Consider the following 14,694-nt stretch of genomic DNA (forward strand, 5'->3'; position numbering starts at 1 on the left):
CGCGGGCAATCTATGCGCTGCGCGCCGCCGCGTCCACCGACGGTGTGGATTGCGCCAAGGTTTCGGCGGCAAGCATCAGATCGGCGACAAAGGCATCTTCTGCCGCGGGGCGATCTGCTGGTGGCATCCGCAGCAATGCGCTGGGGTGCAAGGTAATCAAAACAGGGCCGTGCGGCGTTTGTTCAATCGTTCCGCGCCGCGCGGTGACGCCTTTTGCGTTACCTGTCAGCGCACCCATTGCTGTCGCCCCAAGCGCCAGCGTCAGGCGCGGTTTCAGCAGGGTGCGTTCGCTGTCGAGCCAGAATTTGCAGTGGCTGACCTCTGACGTGTTTGGGTTCACATGCATGCGACGTTTGGCACCTTCTTTGAATTTAAAGTGCTTCACGGCGTTCGTCACATAGGCTTGCCCGCGATCAAGTCCCGCCCGCGCAGCAAGCTGGTCAAAGAGCTGCCCCGCAGGCCCGACAAACGGCGTGCCTGCCAGATCCTCTTGGTCACCGGGCTGTTCGCCAACGATCATCAACGGCGCGTCGTGGGGGCCATGGCCGGGCACGACCTGCGTCGCCGGCCCGTGCAGCGGGCAGCGGGTGCAGGCGGAGAGCCCCGCGTTCAACAGGTTCCACGATGCGGGCTGCGGCACGGCTTGCAGCTGTTCGCGAATGCGGGCGACACGGGCGGGTTCCAGCGTCGGCGCGGCAGCTGCCATTTCGCGCACGCGCGCCTCTGCGTTGGCGATCAGGCCGGGGATGAATTGCGCCTCTGGCAGGTTTTTCCAATATTTCTTAGGCATCTCTGACGTCATCGCCGATATCTTTAGCCGTGCGGGGTTAAAGATGTTCTGGAAATAGGTTCCCCAAAGCGCCTCTGCCGCGTCTTCGGGCAGGTCAGGTTTTTCGCGCCCCTCGTGGAATGTCAGGTCGCCGTTGGTGAACTTTGCGGTCACGTCGGGGGTCACGATCATCCAGTCCATGTCGGCAAAGCGGCGGGCAAAGAACGGCGCGCAGGGCTCTACTGAATGATGGGTCGGCTCGAACCACGCAGCAAAGCTGCGCCGCGCGCCGCCGGTGCGCAGATCGCGGAACCGCACAAAGGCGCGCATCTTGTGTTTGCAGCGATGGACGGCCTTTTCCATCTGGCGCAGGCGCGCAAGGTCCGCATCGGCGCGATCCGCCATAATCCCTTTTTCTAGCCGCAACCGCCATAGCAAGGCGTAAAGCCGGGCAAAGCGTTGGGGGTCTTTGTGCCAAACCACCCATTGCGCCATTTCCACGAAATCGGCGGGCACTTTAATCGCCTGCCGGGTGGTCGGTGGCGGGATGTCAGTGGCGAAAAGCTCGCTCGCGGTGCCGTCCCAATCCCAGACGATCTGTTCGGGCGGAACGCGGGCCGCCAGCAATGCGCGTGCCGCATCGCGCCACGCCTCCCATGTGCCAATGCGGGTTAGGGGAACGGTAAACATTCAGAACAGTGTCAATTGTTCAGGCGGCGGCGCAAAGCGCGCCCGCAGGTTTACGCTGTCGGTCAAGCTGCCGGGGGTCCAGTCCAACGCGGTAACAAAGGCCTGCGCCTTTTTCAGCGATGCCCCAAGGCGCAGCAGGTCGTCATAGCGCAGAGTGCGATGGCGGCGTGTGGTCAGAATGCGGTTCACTGTCTTGGTGCCGAACCCCGGCACGCGCAGCAGCATGTCACGGCTGGCTTTGTTCACGTCCAGCGGAAACAGGTGACGATTCTGCAAGGCCCAAGCAAGCTTTGGATCAATCTCCAGGTCCAAGTTCCCTTGATGGGCGACAGAAGTGATTTCATCCACGCCAAATCCATAGAACCGCATCAGCCAATCCGCTTGATAGAGTCTATGTTCGCGCATCATTGGCGGTTTGATCAGCGGCAGCTTTGCCGTGCTGTCAGGGATCGGAGAGAAGGCGGAATAGTAGACTCGCCGCAATTTGTAATCACCGTAAAGCGAAGTCGAGCGCGTCAAGATCGTCGCATCAGTGGCCCCGTCTGCGCCGACGATCATCTGCGTCGACTGCCCGGCGGGGGCAAATATCGGGGGGCGCTTGCCCGTATGGCTGCGATCCTTGGATGCGGTACGCAGGCCGCGCACATTGCCCATCGCTGCGCGAATCGTGGCGGGGTTCTTTTCCGGGGCAAAGGCCTGAACGGACCTGTCTGTCGGCAGCTCGACGTTGATCGACAGGCGGTCTGCGTACAGACCGGCCTCTGCGATGATTTCGGGCGATGCATCCGGGATCGTCTTAAGGTGGATATAACCGCGAAAATTTTCGACCGTACGCAGGCGTTTCGCGATGCGCACCATGTCCGACATCGTGTCGTCCGGATTGCGGATCACGCCAGAGGACAAAAACAGCCCCTCGATATAATTGCGACGGTAGAACTCCAGTGTCAGGCTGACGACCTCGTCCACGTTAAACCGCGCACGGGGCACGTTGGACGACACCCGATTGACGCAGTAGGCGCAGTCATAGATGCAAAAGTTCGTCATCAGGATCTTAAGCAGACTGATGCAGCGCCCGTCTGGGGCATAAGCGTGGCAGATGCCGGACCCTTCGGTGCTGCCAAGGCCCTTACCATCGCGGCTGTCACGCCGGGTCGTACCGCTGGACGCACAAGAGGCGTCGTAGCGGGCCGCATCGGACAGAATTGCAAGTTTTTCTTGAAGTGTTTGTGCCATGTTGTTCATGGTATGTTCTTGTTTGCGAAGTTTCAAGTTGAACAAGCGCCTCGGCCGCAACAAGTTCACATTCCGCTAAACTGAGTCATTTCTGGCGGTGACGTTAGGAAGGGCGAAGCGTTGATAATTGCTGTCGCAGCTCAGTAGATCATAAGGGAAACAAGCTATTTAACCGGGATATGCGCGCGCGCCTATTTTTCGCTTGTTTCATTGGCGTGCCACACATAAAAGCGGCCTCGGAGACGTGGCCGAGTGGTCGAAGGCACGCCCCTGCTAAGGGCGCATACCGGAAACGGTATCGAGGGTTCGAATCCCTTCGTCTCCGCCAGACCCTTCTGAAATCAGACGAATTGATGCGCTGACCGTTCCGGCGGTCTGCAGGTGATCAATTTGAGTCGTCGGTAAACCAGTTATGGCTTTGTTGCTTGAGCTGCGCGATCAGGGTTTCGATCCGCGTCAAATGTGCAGTCATGGCATGTGCTGCGCCATTGGGGTCGCGGGCGGTGATGGCGGCAAGGATAGCGATATGTTCATCCAATGCGCGATTTTGCGATGATGTATCAAGCGACAACATCCGCACGCGGTCCATATGCGCCTTGTGATCGCTGATAATGTCCCATGCAAAACCAACGTCGGCTGATACGCAGATCTGGCGGTGAAACTGGTCGTCCAGAATGTGAAATTTTTGCCGGTCGCCGTCGGTGATGGCCTGGCGTTGCTGGCTGATCAGGCTGGCCAATATGGCCAGACCGTCGTCCGCTATATCACGGCAGGCGGCGCGGCATGTTTGTGTTTCCAGCGCGATCCGAATGAAGCGCGATTTTAGGACAGCTTCCTCGGAAATTAAGGTGACAGTCGTGCCGCTTTGCGGACGAATGTTCAAAAAGCCGAGGTTAGCAAGGCGGCGAAAGGCTTCTCTGACGGGTTGCCGGGACGCGCCTAGGCGGGCTGCGACCTCTGCTTCAGAGATACGCGTATTGGGCGGTAACTCCAAAGATAGGATCTGCTGCTGTAACGTATCAAACACGCGGTCAGCGACACTTTTGGGCAGGGTTGGGGTCATCGGGTTACACGCAGCTCCTGAACTCGGTTCCTTGTAGCACGCAGAACATGGGGCGAGGCAACTGGGATATCAATTGACACCCCAAAACTGGCCTACTAGGATATTAGTTGGCCGGTATCGGTTCAGTGTAGGGAAACGTAATGGCAATTCTGGACGACAACCGACTTTTTCCGATAGAGCCGTCCGTCCGGGCGCAGGCGCGCGCGCTTTATGATGGCGTTCGCGATTTACCGATTATCAGCCCGCATGGTCACACCGATCCGCGCTGGTTTGCTGAAAACGCTAGTTTTGCCAATCCGTCGGCTCTGTTCGTCACGCCTGATCACTACGTGTTCCGTATGCTGCATTCGCAGGGCGTGTCCCTTGACGCGCTGGGTGTTCCGCGGGCCGATGGCACTGTTTCGGACGTTGACCCGCGCGACGTCTGGCAGCTTTTTGCGAGCCACTATCACTTGCTGCGTGGCACGCCGTCGCGGCTGTGGCTCGATCACGCCTTTGCCTCGGTCTTTGATGTGCAAGAGCGCTTGTCGGCAAGCAACGCCGGCGCGATCTATGAGCAGATCGACGCCGCCTTGCAGACTGATGCCTTTCGCCCGCGTGCCTTGTTTGAACGGTTCAATATCGAGGCGATTTCGACCACTGAATCCGCCATCGATGACCTGAAATGGCACCGCATGATCCGCGACAGCGGTTGGAGTGGGCGCGTTATCACCGCCTACCGCCCTGACGCTGTCATCGATCCAGAATTCGCGGGCTTCGCTGATAACGTTGCCCTGATGGGGCAGATGGCGGGCGAGGATACGGGCACTTGGACAGGCTATCTGGCCGCACACCGCAATCGCCGCGAATATTTCAAAAGCTTCGGCGCGACCTCGACCGATCACGGCCATCCGACCGCCCGCACAGAGGACCTGCCGCAGGACGTCGCAGCCACCCTGTTCGACAAAGCGCTGCAGGGCACCTGCACCGCACAGGAAGCGGACGCTTTTCGCGGCCATATGCTGACGGAAATGGCGCGGATGTCGCTGGACGATGGCCTTGTGCTGCAAATCCACCCGGGATCGTTTCGCAATCATTCGGATCATGTCCTTGCCGGATTTGGCCGGGACAAAGGTTACGATATCCCCACGCGCACCGACTATGTCCGCGCGTTAAAGCCGTTGCTGGATGCCGTCGGGCACCGGGCAGACCTGACCGTTATCCTGTTTACGCTGGACGAATCCGCATATGCCCGCGAACTTGCGCCTTTGGCGGGCGTCTATCCGTGTCTGCGCCTTGGGCCGCCATGGTGGTTCCATGACAGCCCCGAAGGCATGATGCGGTTTCGCCAGATGACGACGGAAACTGCGGGTTTTTACAATACCGTCGGCTTTAACGACGACACCCGCGCCTTTTGCTCGATCCCGGCGCGCCACGACGTTGCCCGCCGCGTGGATTGTGCCTTTCTGGCCAATCTGATTGCGACCGGCCGCCTTGACGCGGACGAGGCGCCAGAGCTGGCGCATGATCTTGCCTACGGCCTCGCTAAACGCGCCTACCGGCTGTGACCCCCTTCATTCCTGACCTGAAAGACCCGACATGCTGAATACCCAGACCCGTTATGCCATTGATCCTGCCACTGCTAAAACGCTGGATACCGATCAGCTGCGCGACCATTTCCACGTCGATGGCCTGTTCGCCGACGGCGAAATCAAACTGATCTACAGCCACTATGATCGCCTGATCCTTGGCTCTGCTGTGCCGGGTGCTGGCACCCTGACATTGGACAAGGTTGCAGAGACTGGCACCGCCACCTTTCTTGAACGGCGCGAGATGGCGGTCCTGAACGTCGGCGGCACAGGCACCGTTATTACGGGCGGAAAGGTCTACACACTGGAAAAAGGCGAGGTCGTCTATATCGGCATGGGCGCGGGCCCGGTCGCATTCGCGGGTGCTGGACGTTTCTACATCCTGTCCGCTCCGGCGCACCGGACTTGCCCGACGCGGCTGATCAAGCTGTCCGACGCGCGCCGGGTCGAGATGGGATCGGCAGAGGCCGCGAATGAGCGGGTTATTTTGCAATTCCTGCACCCAGAGGTGGCTGAGTCCTGCCAACTGTTGATGGGCTACACCCAATTTGCCGAAGGTTCGGTTTGGAACACGATGCCAGCCCATACCCATGACCGACGGATGGAGGCGTATCTTTACTTCGACATGCCCGCCGACCGCCGTGTGTTTCACATCATGGGCGAACCCACGCAAACCCGCCACATCGTTATGGCGAACGAAGAAGCTGTGATCAGCCCGCCATGGTCGGTGCACGCGGGGGCCGGCACCGGCTCTTATACCTTCTGCTGGGCAATGGCCGGCGACAACGTCGATTTTACCGACATGGACATGGTCCCGATGGAGGCGCTGCGGTGAGCATGTTTTCACTGACGGGCAAGCGCGCGCTGGTCACGGGGGCCAACACCGGCATCGGACAGGCAATCGCCGTTGGTCTGGCGCAGGCGGGGGCAGAGGTGATCTGCGCTGGCAGGCGCGCTTGCGATGAAACCGTGGCGATGATCACGGCCGAGGGTGGCACTGCGTCCAGCGTGCTGGTGGATTTTGCCGACCCGATGGCGGGGCAGGGGCTGTTCGGCGATCAGGCTATCGATATTTTGGTCAACAACGCAGGCATCATCCGCCGCAACGACGCTGTGGATTTTACCGAAAGCGACTGGGACGACGTCATGGACGTGAACCTGAAGGCTTTGTTTTTCACCACGCAGGCCTTTGCCAAGGCGGTGCTCGCCCGCGACGGGCAAGGCCGCGTCGTCAACATCGCGTCACTTTTGTCGTTTCAGGGTGGCATCCGCGTGCCCAGCTATACCGCGTCAAAACACGGCGTCGCGGGGCTGACCAAGCTGCTGGCCAATGAATGGGCCGCGAAGGGGATCAATGTGAATGCCGTCGCGCCGGGGTATATTGAGACGAATAATACCGAAGCCTTGCGCGCGGACGAGTCCCGCAACGCCGCGATCCTAGATCGTATTCCCGCTGGCCGCTGGGGCGCAGCGTCTGACATCGCAGGCGCGGCGGTTTATCTGTGCACACCCGCCGCAAACTACGTCCATGGTGCAATTTTGAACGTCGATGGAGGCTGGCTTGCCCGCTAATCGCTTGATGCTCCCGCGTACATCGCGCCCCGCAACCGGTATTGTTCACCTTGGTCTTGGCGCATTCTTTCGCGCTTTCGGCTGCGTCTATGTCGCTGACGCGATGCAGGCGGCGGGCGGCGATTGGGGCATTGTCGGCGTCAGCCTGCGCAGCCCTGACACGCGCGACGCGCTAAAGCCGCAGGACTGGGCCTATACCTCTGTCACGCTAACGCCGGACGGGCCGCAGACGCGTGTGATTGACGTTTTAAATGACGTACTGGTCGCGCCAGAGGATCCGCAAGCCGTGCTGGACGCGATGTGCGATCCGGGCGTCCGGATCGTGTCCTTGACCGTGACCGAGAAGGGCTATTGCCACAATCCGGCTACGGGTGCGCTGAACATGGGGCATCCCGACATTCTGTATGATCTGACCCACAATCTACCGCGCTCTGCCCCCGGATATCTGGTGCGTGCATTGCAGCAGCGCCACGCGGCGGGCATCGCGCCCTTTACCGTACTGACCTGCGATAACCTGCCGCATAACGGCGCGCTGGTGCGCGGTGTGGTGCTGGACATGGCACGGCGCATTGATCCGGCCTTGGCGGATTGGATTGCTGAAAACGGACGCTTTCCGGCAACGATGGTGGACCGGATCACGCCCGCCACAACGGACGAGGATATCAAGACGGTTGAGACGTTGACTGGCCTCCACGATGCGGCCCCCGTCATGCACGAACCCTTTCGCCAGTGGGCGGTACAGGATGACTTCGTGAACGGGGACCGCCCCGATCTGGCCGCCGCTGGCGCGCAACTGGTCGATGACGTCGCAGCCTTCGAGGATATGAAGCTGCGGATGTTGAACGGCACCCATTCCGCACTTGCCTACCTTGGCTATCTGGCGGGGCACGAAACGATTTCAGACACCGTCGCCGACCCTGCCTTTGCCGCCTACGTCCGGCACTGCTGGGAGGAGATCATGCCCGCCGTTGCCGCCCCGCCGGGTGTTGACCTGACAGACTACGCCGACGCGCTGTTCGATCGCTACGCCAATCCTGCGATCAGGCACCGGACATGGCAGATCGCGATGGATGGCAGTCAAAAGCTGCCGCAGCGGCTGCTGGGTACGCTGCGGGCGAACTTGGATGCAGGCCGGGACAGTCCGGCTCTTTGCCTCGCTGTGGCGGGGTGGATGCGTTATGTCGCGGGCAAGGATGAGGCGGGTCAGCCCATCGATGTGCGTGATCCTCTGGCGGATCTGATGCGCGATACCGCGACGGACAGCGCAACCGGCACAGTCGCGGCGCTGCTGTCGCTGGACCAAATTTTTCCCGCCGATCTGGCTGCGCAGTTGGCTGCCCCAGTCTCTCTGGCTGCGGCAACGCTATGGGCAAAAGGCGCAAGCAGCGCTGTGCAAGAGGTGACTCAATGATCGAAAGCTGGCGTTGGTACGGTGATCTGGACGCGATCACCTTGGATGAGGTCGCGCAGACCGGCGCCTCTGGCATCGTGACATCCTTGCACGATATTCCATATGGCGAGGTATGGGGGGCGCAGGCGATTGCCACCCGCAAGGCGCAGGTCACGCAGGCCGGGTTTGACTGGGTCGTCGTCGAAAGCCTGCCGATCCACGAAAACATCAAGCGCGGCACGGGTGATCTGCCAGCGCTGTTTGCCAATTACCGCCAGTCGATGGCCAATCTGGCGGCGCAGGGTGTCACCACGATCTGCTATAACTTCATGCCTTTGCTGGACTGGACCCGCACCGATCTGCACGCCCCTGTCAAAGGTGGCGGCACCTGTTTGCGGTTCGAAGCCGTCCGCATGGCGGCCTTCGAGGTGCATATGCTGGGCCGCACTGACGCCGAGGGCGATTACCCGCCTCAGGTTCTGGCAAAGGCCGCCGTATGGTTCCAACAAGCGAGCGAGGCAGAGCGCGGTGCACTTCTGGCGTCGATTATGGCCGGAATGCCCGGCGCTTTTGATCGCTATGACATCCCGGGCCTGCGCAATGCTTTGCAGGCCTACGCCGGGATCGACCGCGCGGCGTTGCGGGCGAATTACAAAAGGTTCTTGGACGAAATCATCCCTGCTGCAGCCGACCTTGGGATGCGCTTTTGTGTGCATCCCGATGATCCGCCGCGCGATATTCTAGGCCTGCCGCGCATTGTGTCGGATGAAGACGACATCGCTTGGATCATGGATGCCGTTGATGCGCCCGCCAATGGGCTGACGCTGTGCTCTGGCTCGCTTGGGGCCAATCCGGTGAATGATGTGCCTGCCATTGCTGCGCGATTTGCTGATCGCATCCACTTTGCCCATCTGCGCAACGTGGCCAAAGACCCCGACGGATCGTTCGAAGAAGCCGCGCATCTGGACGGCGATACAGACATGATCGCCTTGATCAAAGTGTTGCTGGACGAGGAAAAGCGCCGCCGCGCCGCGGGCCGCGCTGATCATGCGATCCCGTTTCGCCCCGATCATGGCCACCACATCCTGTCAGATCAAACGCGCAAGCTGATCCCCGGCTATCCATTAATCGGGCGGCTGCGCGGGCTGGCTGAATTGCGAGGCGCGATCCGCGCACTGGAACACGGGGCTGCCTAAAACCCAAACAGCGGGCCCCATCATAGGGCCCGCCATTCGGGGAGACATTGACCGACGGGCGCGGTTTGCGCCTAGTCGATTTGTGGATCATTCGCGACATAGGCCGTCAGTGTCGCGGTGGTGCCGACTTCGTTGATCAGCGACAACCAACGGCTGAAGGCGGTCACAAAGACGGCGTCGCGGGCAAGGTCGCCATAAATGCGGGTCTGATCCAGCCAGCTTTCCGGGCGTGTTTTTGCGGCTTTCGCTGCAGCCTGAAGTGTATCCCATGACGGATCATTTGGCGCGATTTCACTGCCGTCTTCGCGGGTGCCTTCGCACATGCGGGCCCACAGCGCCTCGACCAGGGCCAAGCCACAGACCGAGGTGCCAGCGGCCAGCGCATCACGGATGACAGGCAGGATAAATCCGGGGTGGCGCGATGATCCGTCAAAGGCGACGCGGCGGGTCGTGTCGCGGATTTGCGGATTGGCAAAGCGGCGAGCAATCAGGTCAACATAGGCCTCCGGCGTCATGCCGGGGACAGCGTGCACGTGCGGCACGATTTCCGTCAGTTCTACCTTGTGAAAGAAGGCGTTGATCGCCGCGTTTTCCATGCAGCCGTTGATGGTTTCCACGCCCAGAATTTCGCCTGCGTTGGCGATGATCTGGTGGCCTGCGTTCAAGCAGCGTAGCTTCATCGCCTCATAGGCGTGCACGTCATTGGTCAGTGTCGCGCCAACCTTTTCCCACGCCGGACGACCTGCGCAGAAGGCATCCTCGATCACCCATTGGCGAAAGTTTTCGTGGGTGACGGGCACGTTGTCGGCGACGCCAAGATCGCGAGCGAGGGCGAGCTCGGACGGACCTGTCGCCGGGACGATGCAATCAACCATAGCGTTGGGGAAGGTGCAGTGCGCGTCAATCCAGTCGGCCAGTGCCGCGTCCGACAAACGTGCAAGGCCAACGATGGTCTGGCGCAAGATGTCGCCGTTGCCCTGCAAGTTATCGCAGGATTGGCAGGTAAAGGGGCCAGCATCCGCATCACGCCGCGCGCGCAAGGCGGCGATCATGGCGCCAAAGGCGCTGCGCGGCATGTCGGGGTTTGCTGCGTCATGCACCATGTCAGCATGAGCCGCGTCAAAGTCGCCGGTTCCGGTCTGGTAATACCCGCCTTCGGTCACGGTCAGGGCCACGATGCGAATGGCGGGCTGGGTCATCGCGGCGATCAGGGGTGCGTTGCCCTCTTGCACCGGGACGAAGTCGATCATGGACCCGGTGACTTCAGCCGATTTACCGGCCGGATCAAGTTCGATCAGCGTGGTCAGACAGTCCTGCGCCAGCATCTTGTCCCGCGCGGCCGCATCTGCCGGGCGCACGCCAGCGCCGATGATGGCCCAGTCATGCGCAAGACCCTGATCCATAAGCCGGTGCAGATACCACGCCTGATGGGCGCGGTGAAAATTGCCAAGGCCGATGTGTACGATACCGGGGGTCAGATCACTGCGCGCATAGGACGGCACGCGCACATCTGCTGGCAGGTCGGACAAGGTGAAAAGGGACAAAGAGGTGGCCATGATAGCGCTTTCAAAGGGGGTCTTGGGGCGATGCGGTGGCGGTCAGCTCATCCACTGGCCGCCGTCGACATTGTAGGTCTGCGACACGATATAATCCGCGTCAGATGAGGCGAGGAACACAGCCATGCCGGTCAAATCAGCAGGCACAGCGAAGCGGCCAGCGGGGACAGATGCGGCGACTTCGGCCTTTTTCTGGCCCAATGGCTTGCCTTCTAGCTTGGCAAACATGGAATCGACGTGTTCCCAATGATCGCCGTCCACGACGCCGGGGGCGATGGCATTCACGTTGATGCCGTGTTCGATCAAGTTCAATCCGGCGGACTGGGTCATCGAAATGACGGCAGCCTTGGTCGAGCAATAGACAAGCACCAAAGATTCGCCGCGGCGGCCAGCTTGGGACGCCATGTTGATAATCTTGCCGCCGTGACCCTGCGCGATCATTTGCTTTGCGGCCGCTTGCATCGTGAACAGGGTGCCTGCGACGTTCACGGCATAAAGCTTGTCAAAAGACGCGCGGGTGATGTCGACAGTCTGCGCTGCATCAAACAAGGCCGCGTTGTTGATCAGGATATCGAGCTTGCCCGATTTTGCCACGACCGCTGCAATGGCGCCGTCGATGCTGGCCTGATCGCTGACGTCCAGTTGGACGGCATAGGCCCCGTCGCCAAGCTCTGCAGCCGTCGCCTGCGCCGCTTCCATGTTAATGTCGGCGATCGCGACGGTCGCGCCTTCGGCCAGATAGGCTTCTGCGAACCCGCGGCCAATGCCGCGGGCTGATCCGGTGATCAATGCTGATTTCCCAGCTAAGCGCATCATGCGATCCGCAAGCCCTGCGCGTCAAAGCGGTGGATATGCTCTGCGCGCGGTTCCAGATGGATTGTATCGCCATGCCTTAAGCCGACTTCGCCGCCAGCGCGGACGGTCATCGGCTCTGACATCTCGGGGATGTGGACGTGGAAAAAGGTGTCCGAACCAAGGTGCTCTGCCACGCCAACACGGCCAGTAAAGGTGCCGCCGGATTCGACCACGTCAAGGTGTTCGGGGCGGATGCCGATGGTCGTGGCGTTATGCTTGTCAGCGATAGCGCCGGTCAGCAGGTTCATCTTGGGGCTGCCGATAAAGCCTGCAACGAAGGTGTTGCGCGGCGCTTTGTACAGTTCCAGCGGGCTGCCGACCTGTTCGATATTACCAGCGCGCAGCACGACAATTTTGTCGGCCATGGTCATGGCTTCAACTTGGTCGTGCGTCACATAAACCATCGTGGTTTTCAGGGTGCTGTGCAGCTCTGAAATCTCCATCCGCATGCCGACGCGCAGGGCCGCATCAAGGTTCGACAGCGGTTCGTCGAACAGGAATGCAGCAGGTTCACGTACGATGGCACGGCCGATGGCAACACGCTGGCGTTGACCGCCAGACAGCTGGCCGGGGCGACGATCAAGGTAGTCGGTCAGGTTCAGCGCCTCGGCTGCTTTCGCAATGCGGCGATCCTGTTCGGCCTGATCCATGCCCGCCATTTTCATCGGGAATGCGATGTTCTTGCGCACCGACATATGGGGATACAAAGCGTAGCTTTGGAACACCATCGCCAGACCGCGCTTGGCGGGGGGCAGGTCGGTGGCAGGCTTGCCGTCGATGCGGATTTCGCCGCCCGACACGTCCTCTAGCCCGGCAATCAAACGCAGCAGCGTGGATTTACCGCAGCCCGAGGGGCCGACGAAGACAACAAATTCGCCGTCTTCGATGGTCAGGTCCAGCGGCGGAATGACTTCAACTTCGCCGAACTTCTTTTGCACTTTATCAAGTGTAATGCGTCCCATGGGTCTTCTCCCTTATTTCACAGCGCCGAAGGTCAGGCCCCGGACAAGTTGTTTCTGGCTGAACCAGCCCATGATGAGGATCGGCGCGATGGCCATGATCGAAGCGGCAGAGAGTTTTGCGTAGAACAGACCCTCTGGTGCCGAGAAGCTAGAGATGAACTTGGTCAGCGGGGCTGCGTTCACCGTTGTTAGAATGATCGTCCAGAATGCCTCGTTCCAGGCAAGGATGATGTTCAGCAGGATGGTCGATGCGATCCCCGGCACGGCCATTGGCGTTAGCACATAGATGATCTCGTTCTTCAGGCCGGCACCGTCCATACGCGCAGCTTCAAGGATTTCGCCCGGAATTTCGCGGAAGTAGGTGTAAAGCATCCAGACGATGATCGGCAGGTTGATCAGCATCAGCACCACGATCAGCAGGATGCGGCTGTCCATCACACCAAAGTACTTGGCGATCAGCACCAGCGGGTAAAGCACACCCACGGCTGGCAGCATCTTGGTCGAGAGCATCCAGAGCAGGACGTCCTTGGTTTTCTTGCCCGGCACAAAGGCCATAGCCCAAGCCGCAGGCACCGCGATGATGATACCCAGCAAGGTCGATCCGACGGCGATAATGATCGAGTTCATTAGGGCCAGCGGGTAGTTCGACCGCTCTAATACGTCAGAGTAGTTTTGCGTCGTCCAGTCAAAGAAGAACCAGACGGGCGGGTCGGAAATTGCCGTGGCCTCTGACTTGAAGCTGGTCAGAAACGTCCAGAGGATTGGAAAGAAGATTAGCAAGCCGATGCCCCAAGACAGGGCGGTCCACATGATCTTTTTGCGATTTGAAATAGCGCGTGCCATGGTCCGGTTCCCTTCAAGTATCGAGGTTCTTGCCGACGATGCGCATCAGGAAGATGGCAACAACGTTGGCAAGGATGACGGCGACGATTCCCCCGGCAGAGCCGAGACCGATGTTCTGGCTTTCGAGCACACGCTGATACACGAGGTAGGTCAGTGTGCGGGTGCCAAAGGCGCCGTTGGTGGTCACAAAGATTTCCGCAAAAATCGACAGCAGAAAGATCGTTTGGATCAGAATGACCACGGTGATCGCCCGGCTCAGGTGCGGCAGGATGATGTACCAAAAGCGGCTATACCCCGGTGCGCCATCCATCTCTGCGGCTTCCAGCTGTTCGCTGGATAGCGACTGAACGGCCGTCAGTAGGATCAAGGTGGCAAAGGGCAGCCACTGCCACGCCACGATCACGACGATCGATAGCAGGGGTGATTGCGACAGAAAGTCGTAAGGCTGTGCGCCAAAGAATTTCCACAGGTAGCTGAACAAGCCGTTGTCGACGTTGAAGAACATGTTCTTCCACACCAGCGCAGACACGGTCGGCATGACAAAGAAGGGGGCGATCACAAGGATGCGCACGATCCCTTGGCCAAACATCGGCTGGTCTAGCAACAATGCCAGCGCAACGCCGCCGCCGATGGTGATCAGTAGGATGCCGGCCACCATTTGCAGCGTCACCATGACCGACGACAAGAACGACGACGAGGTCAGGAACGATGCGTAGTTGCCAAAGCCGATCCAAGCATCAAACGTGCCGCGCATCGGACGGTAGTCCGCAAACGAAAAGTATAGGGTCATACAAAGCGGGACCAGCATCCACACCAGCAGCACAAAGACTGCAGGTGCGATCATAAGCCGCGCCGATGATTTTGAGTGTTCTGTCGCCATGACTGGCTCCTCCCGACAGTGAGCAGGGTCTTGCGCAGACCGCGCAAAAGCGCCCTGCGGAAAAGCCTACAATGATAAGTTGAATTTTCAAAAGAAATCGGGGGCGAGCGAACCCGC

Annotated in this window: 13 protein-coding genes and 1 tRNA gene; 6 read left to right on the plus strand and 8 right to left on the minus strand. The window is 60.0% G+C overall.

What is annotated here, in order from left to right; genetic code table 11:
* Positions 1-10 precede the first annotated feature (10 nt).
* Together BM131_RS05055 and BM131_RS05060 are read right to left on the minus strand one after the other, a co-directional pair.
* The gene (locus BM131_RS05055; RefSeq protein ID WP_090186486.1) at positions 11-1,459 is read right to left on the minus strand and encodes a UdgX family uracil-DNA binding protein; all 1,449 of its coding nucleotides are present in this window, start codon (positions 1,457-1,459) and stop codon (positions 11-13) included.
* Positions 1,460-2,701: a putative DNA modification/repair radical SAM protein gene (locus BM131_RS05060; RefSeq protein ID WP_372803723.1), complete on the minus strand. Its 1,242-nt coding sequence runs from the start codon at positions 2,699-2,701 to the stop codon at positions 1,460-1,462. It lies immediately after the preceding gene.
* A gap of 229 nt (positions 2,702-2,930) precedes the next feature.
* On the opposite strand from BM131_RS05060, the gene BM131_RS05065 reads away from it, so the two are divergent.
* Positions 2,931-3,020 (plus strand) — tRNA-Ser (locus BM131_RS05065).
* 57 nt (positions 3,021-3,077) lie between these two features.
* On the opposite strand, the gene BM131_RS05070 is transcribed toward BM131_RS05065, so the two are convergent.
* Entirely contained in the window at positions 3,078-3,755 is a 678-nt protein-coding gene (locus BM131_RS05070) for a GntR family transcriptional regulator (RefSeq protein WP_090186488.1), read from the minus strand.
* A gap of 140 nt (positions 3,756-3,895) precedes the next feature.
* Here BM131_RS05070 and uxaC point away from each other — a divergent pair, with 140 nt between their 5' ends.
* The 5 genes from uxaC to uxuA are packed head-to-tail and all read left to right on the plus strand — an operon-like array spanning position 3,896 to position 9,481.
* The gene (gene uxaC, locus BM131_RS05075; RefSeq protein WP_090186490.1) at positions 3,896-5,302 is read left to right on the plus strand and encodes a glucuronate isomerase; all 1,407 of its coding nucleotides are present in this window, start codon (positions 3,896-3,898) and stop codon (positions 5,300-5,302) included.
* Between the two features lie 31 nt (positions 5,303-5,333).
* Positions 5,334-6,158, plus strand: a complete 825-nt coding sequence (gene kduI / locus BM131_RS05080; protein ID WP_090186492.1) for a 5-dehydro-4-deoxy-D-glucuronate isomerase — start codon at positions 5,334-5,336, stop codon at positions 6,156-6,158.
* The gene (gene kduD, locus BM131_RS05085; protein WP_090186495.1) at positions 6,155-6,895 is read left to right on the plus strand and encodes a 2-dehydro-3-deoxy-D-gluconate 5-dehydrogenase KduD; all 741 of its coding nucleotides are present in this window, start codon (positions 6,155-6,157) and stop codon (positions 6,893-6,895) included. Before kduI ends, kduD begins: the two co-directional genes overlap by 4 nt.
* Positions 6,873-8,306: a mannitol dehydrogenase family protein gene (locus BM131_RS05090; protein WP_090186497.1), complete on the plus strand. Its 1,434-nt coding sequence runs from the start codon at positions 6,873-6,875 to the stop codon at positions 8,304-8,306. Before kduD ends, BM131_RS05090 begins: the two co-directional genes overlap by 23 nt.
* Positions 8,303-9,481 carry a mannonate dehydratase gene (uxuA, locus tag BM131_RS05095; protein ID WP_090186499.1) on the plus strand — a complete coding sequence of 393 codons (1,179 nt, stop codon included), beginning with the start codon at positions 8,303-8,305 and terminating at the stop codon, positions 9,479-9,481. The genes BM131_RS05090 and uxuA overlap by 4 nt, the downstream gene beginning before the upstream one ends.
* A gap of 71 nt (positions 9,482-9,552) precedes the next feature.
* Here uxuA and BM131_RS05100 read toward each other — a convergent pair whose 3' ends face one another.
* The 5 genes from BM131_RS05100 to BM131_RS05120 are packed head-to-tail and all read right to left on the minus strand — an operon-like array spanning position 9,553 to position 14,577.
* On the minus strand, positions 9,553-11,037 hold the full coding sequence (locus tag BM131_RS05100; RefSeq protein ID WP_090186502.1) for a mannitol dehydrogenase family protein: 1,485 nt from the start codon (positions 11,035-11,037) through the stop codon (positions 9,553-9,555).
* 42 nt (positions 11,038-11,079) lie between these two features.
* Positions 11,080-11,850: an L-iditol 2-dehydrogenase gene (locus BM131_RS05105; protein WP_175499187.1), complete on the minus strand. Its 771-nt coding sequence runs from the start codon at positions 11,848-11,850 to the stop codon at positions 11,080-11,082.
* On the minus strand, positions 11,850-12,854 hold the full coding sequence (locus BM131_RS05110) for an ABC transporter ATP-binding protein (protein ID WP_090186509.1): 1,005 nt from the start codon (positions 12,852-12,854) through the stop codon (positions 11,850-11,852). The genes BM131_RS05105 and BM131_RS05110 overlap by 1 nt, the downstream gene beginning before the upstream one ends.
* 12 nt (positions 12,855-12,866) lie before the next feature.
* Positions 12,867-13,697 (minus strand): carbohydrate ABC transporter permease, encoded by an 831-nt coding sequence (locus BM131_RS05115; RefSeq protein WP_090186512.1) that lies wholly within the window; start codon positions 13,695-13,697, stop codon positions 12,867-12,869.
* Positions 13,698-13,710: 13 nt separating this feature from the next.
* Positions 13,711-14,577, minus strand: coding sequence for a carbohydrate ABC transporter permease (locus tag BM131_RS05120; RefSeq protein WP_090186515.1), 867 nt, complete (start codon positions 14,575-14,577; stop codon positions 13,711-13,713).
* Positions 14,578-14,694 lie beyond the last annotated feature (117 nt).

This window comes from Loktanella salsilacus (assembly GCF_900114485.1).
In the GTDB taxonomy this organism is placed as follows: Bacteria; Pseudomonadota; Alphaproteobacteria; order Rhodobacterales; family Rhodobacteraceae; genus Loktanella; species Loktanella salsilacus.

Excerpts from the sequence above, each read along its gene's own strand:
- BM131_RS05055 (WP_090186486.1), bottom strand. The coding sequence starts at position 1,459 with ATGTTTACCGTTCCCCTAACCCGCATTGGCACATGGGAGGCGTGGCGC.
- BM131_RS05060 (WP_372803723.1), bottom strand. The coding sequence starts at position 2,701 with ATGAACAACATGGCACAAACACTTCAAGAAAAACTTGCAATTCTGTCC.
- BM131_RS05070 (WP_090186488.1), bottom strand. The coding sequence starts at position 3,755 with ATGACCCCAACCCTGCCCAAAAGTGTCGCTGACCGCGTGTTTGATACG.
- uxaC (WP_090186490.1), top strand. The coding sequence starts at position 3,896 with ATGGCAATTCTGGACGACAACCGACTTTTTCCGATAGAGCCGTCCGTC.
- kduI (WP_090186492.1), top strand. The coding sequence starts at position 5,334 with ATGCTGAATACCCAGACCCGTTATGCCATTGATCCTGCCACTGCTAAA.
- BM131_RS05090 (WP_090186497.1), top strand. The coding sequence starts at position 6,873 with ATGGAGGCTGGCTTGCCCGCTAATCGCTTGATGCTCCCGCGTACATCG.
- uxuA (WP_090186499.1), top strand. The coding sequence starts at position 8,303 with ATGATCGAAAGCTGGCGTTGGTACGGTGATCTGGACGCGATCACCTTG.
- BM131_RS05100 (WP_090186502.1), bottom strand. The coding sequence starts at position 11,037 with ATGGCCACCTCTTTGTCCCTTTTCACCTTGTCCGACCTGCCAGCAGAT.
- BM131_RS05105 (WP_175499187.1), bottom strand. The coding sequence starts at position 11,850 with ATGCGCTTAGCTGGGAAATCAGCATTGATCACCGGATCAGCCCGCGGC.
- BM131_RS05110 (WP_090186509.1), bottom strand. The coding sequence starts at position 12,854 with ATGGGACGCATTACACTTGATAAAGTGCAAAAGAAGTTCGGCGAAGTT.
- BM131_RS05115 (WP_090186512.1), bottom strand. The coding sequence starts at position 13,697 with ATGGCACGCGCTATTTCAAATCGCAAAAAGATCATGTGGACCGCCCTG.
- BM131_RS05120 (WP_090186515.1), bottom strand. The coding sequence starts at position 14,577 with ATGGCGACAGAACACTCAAAATCATCGGCGCGGCTTATGATCGCACCT.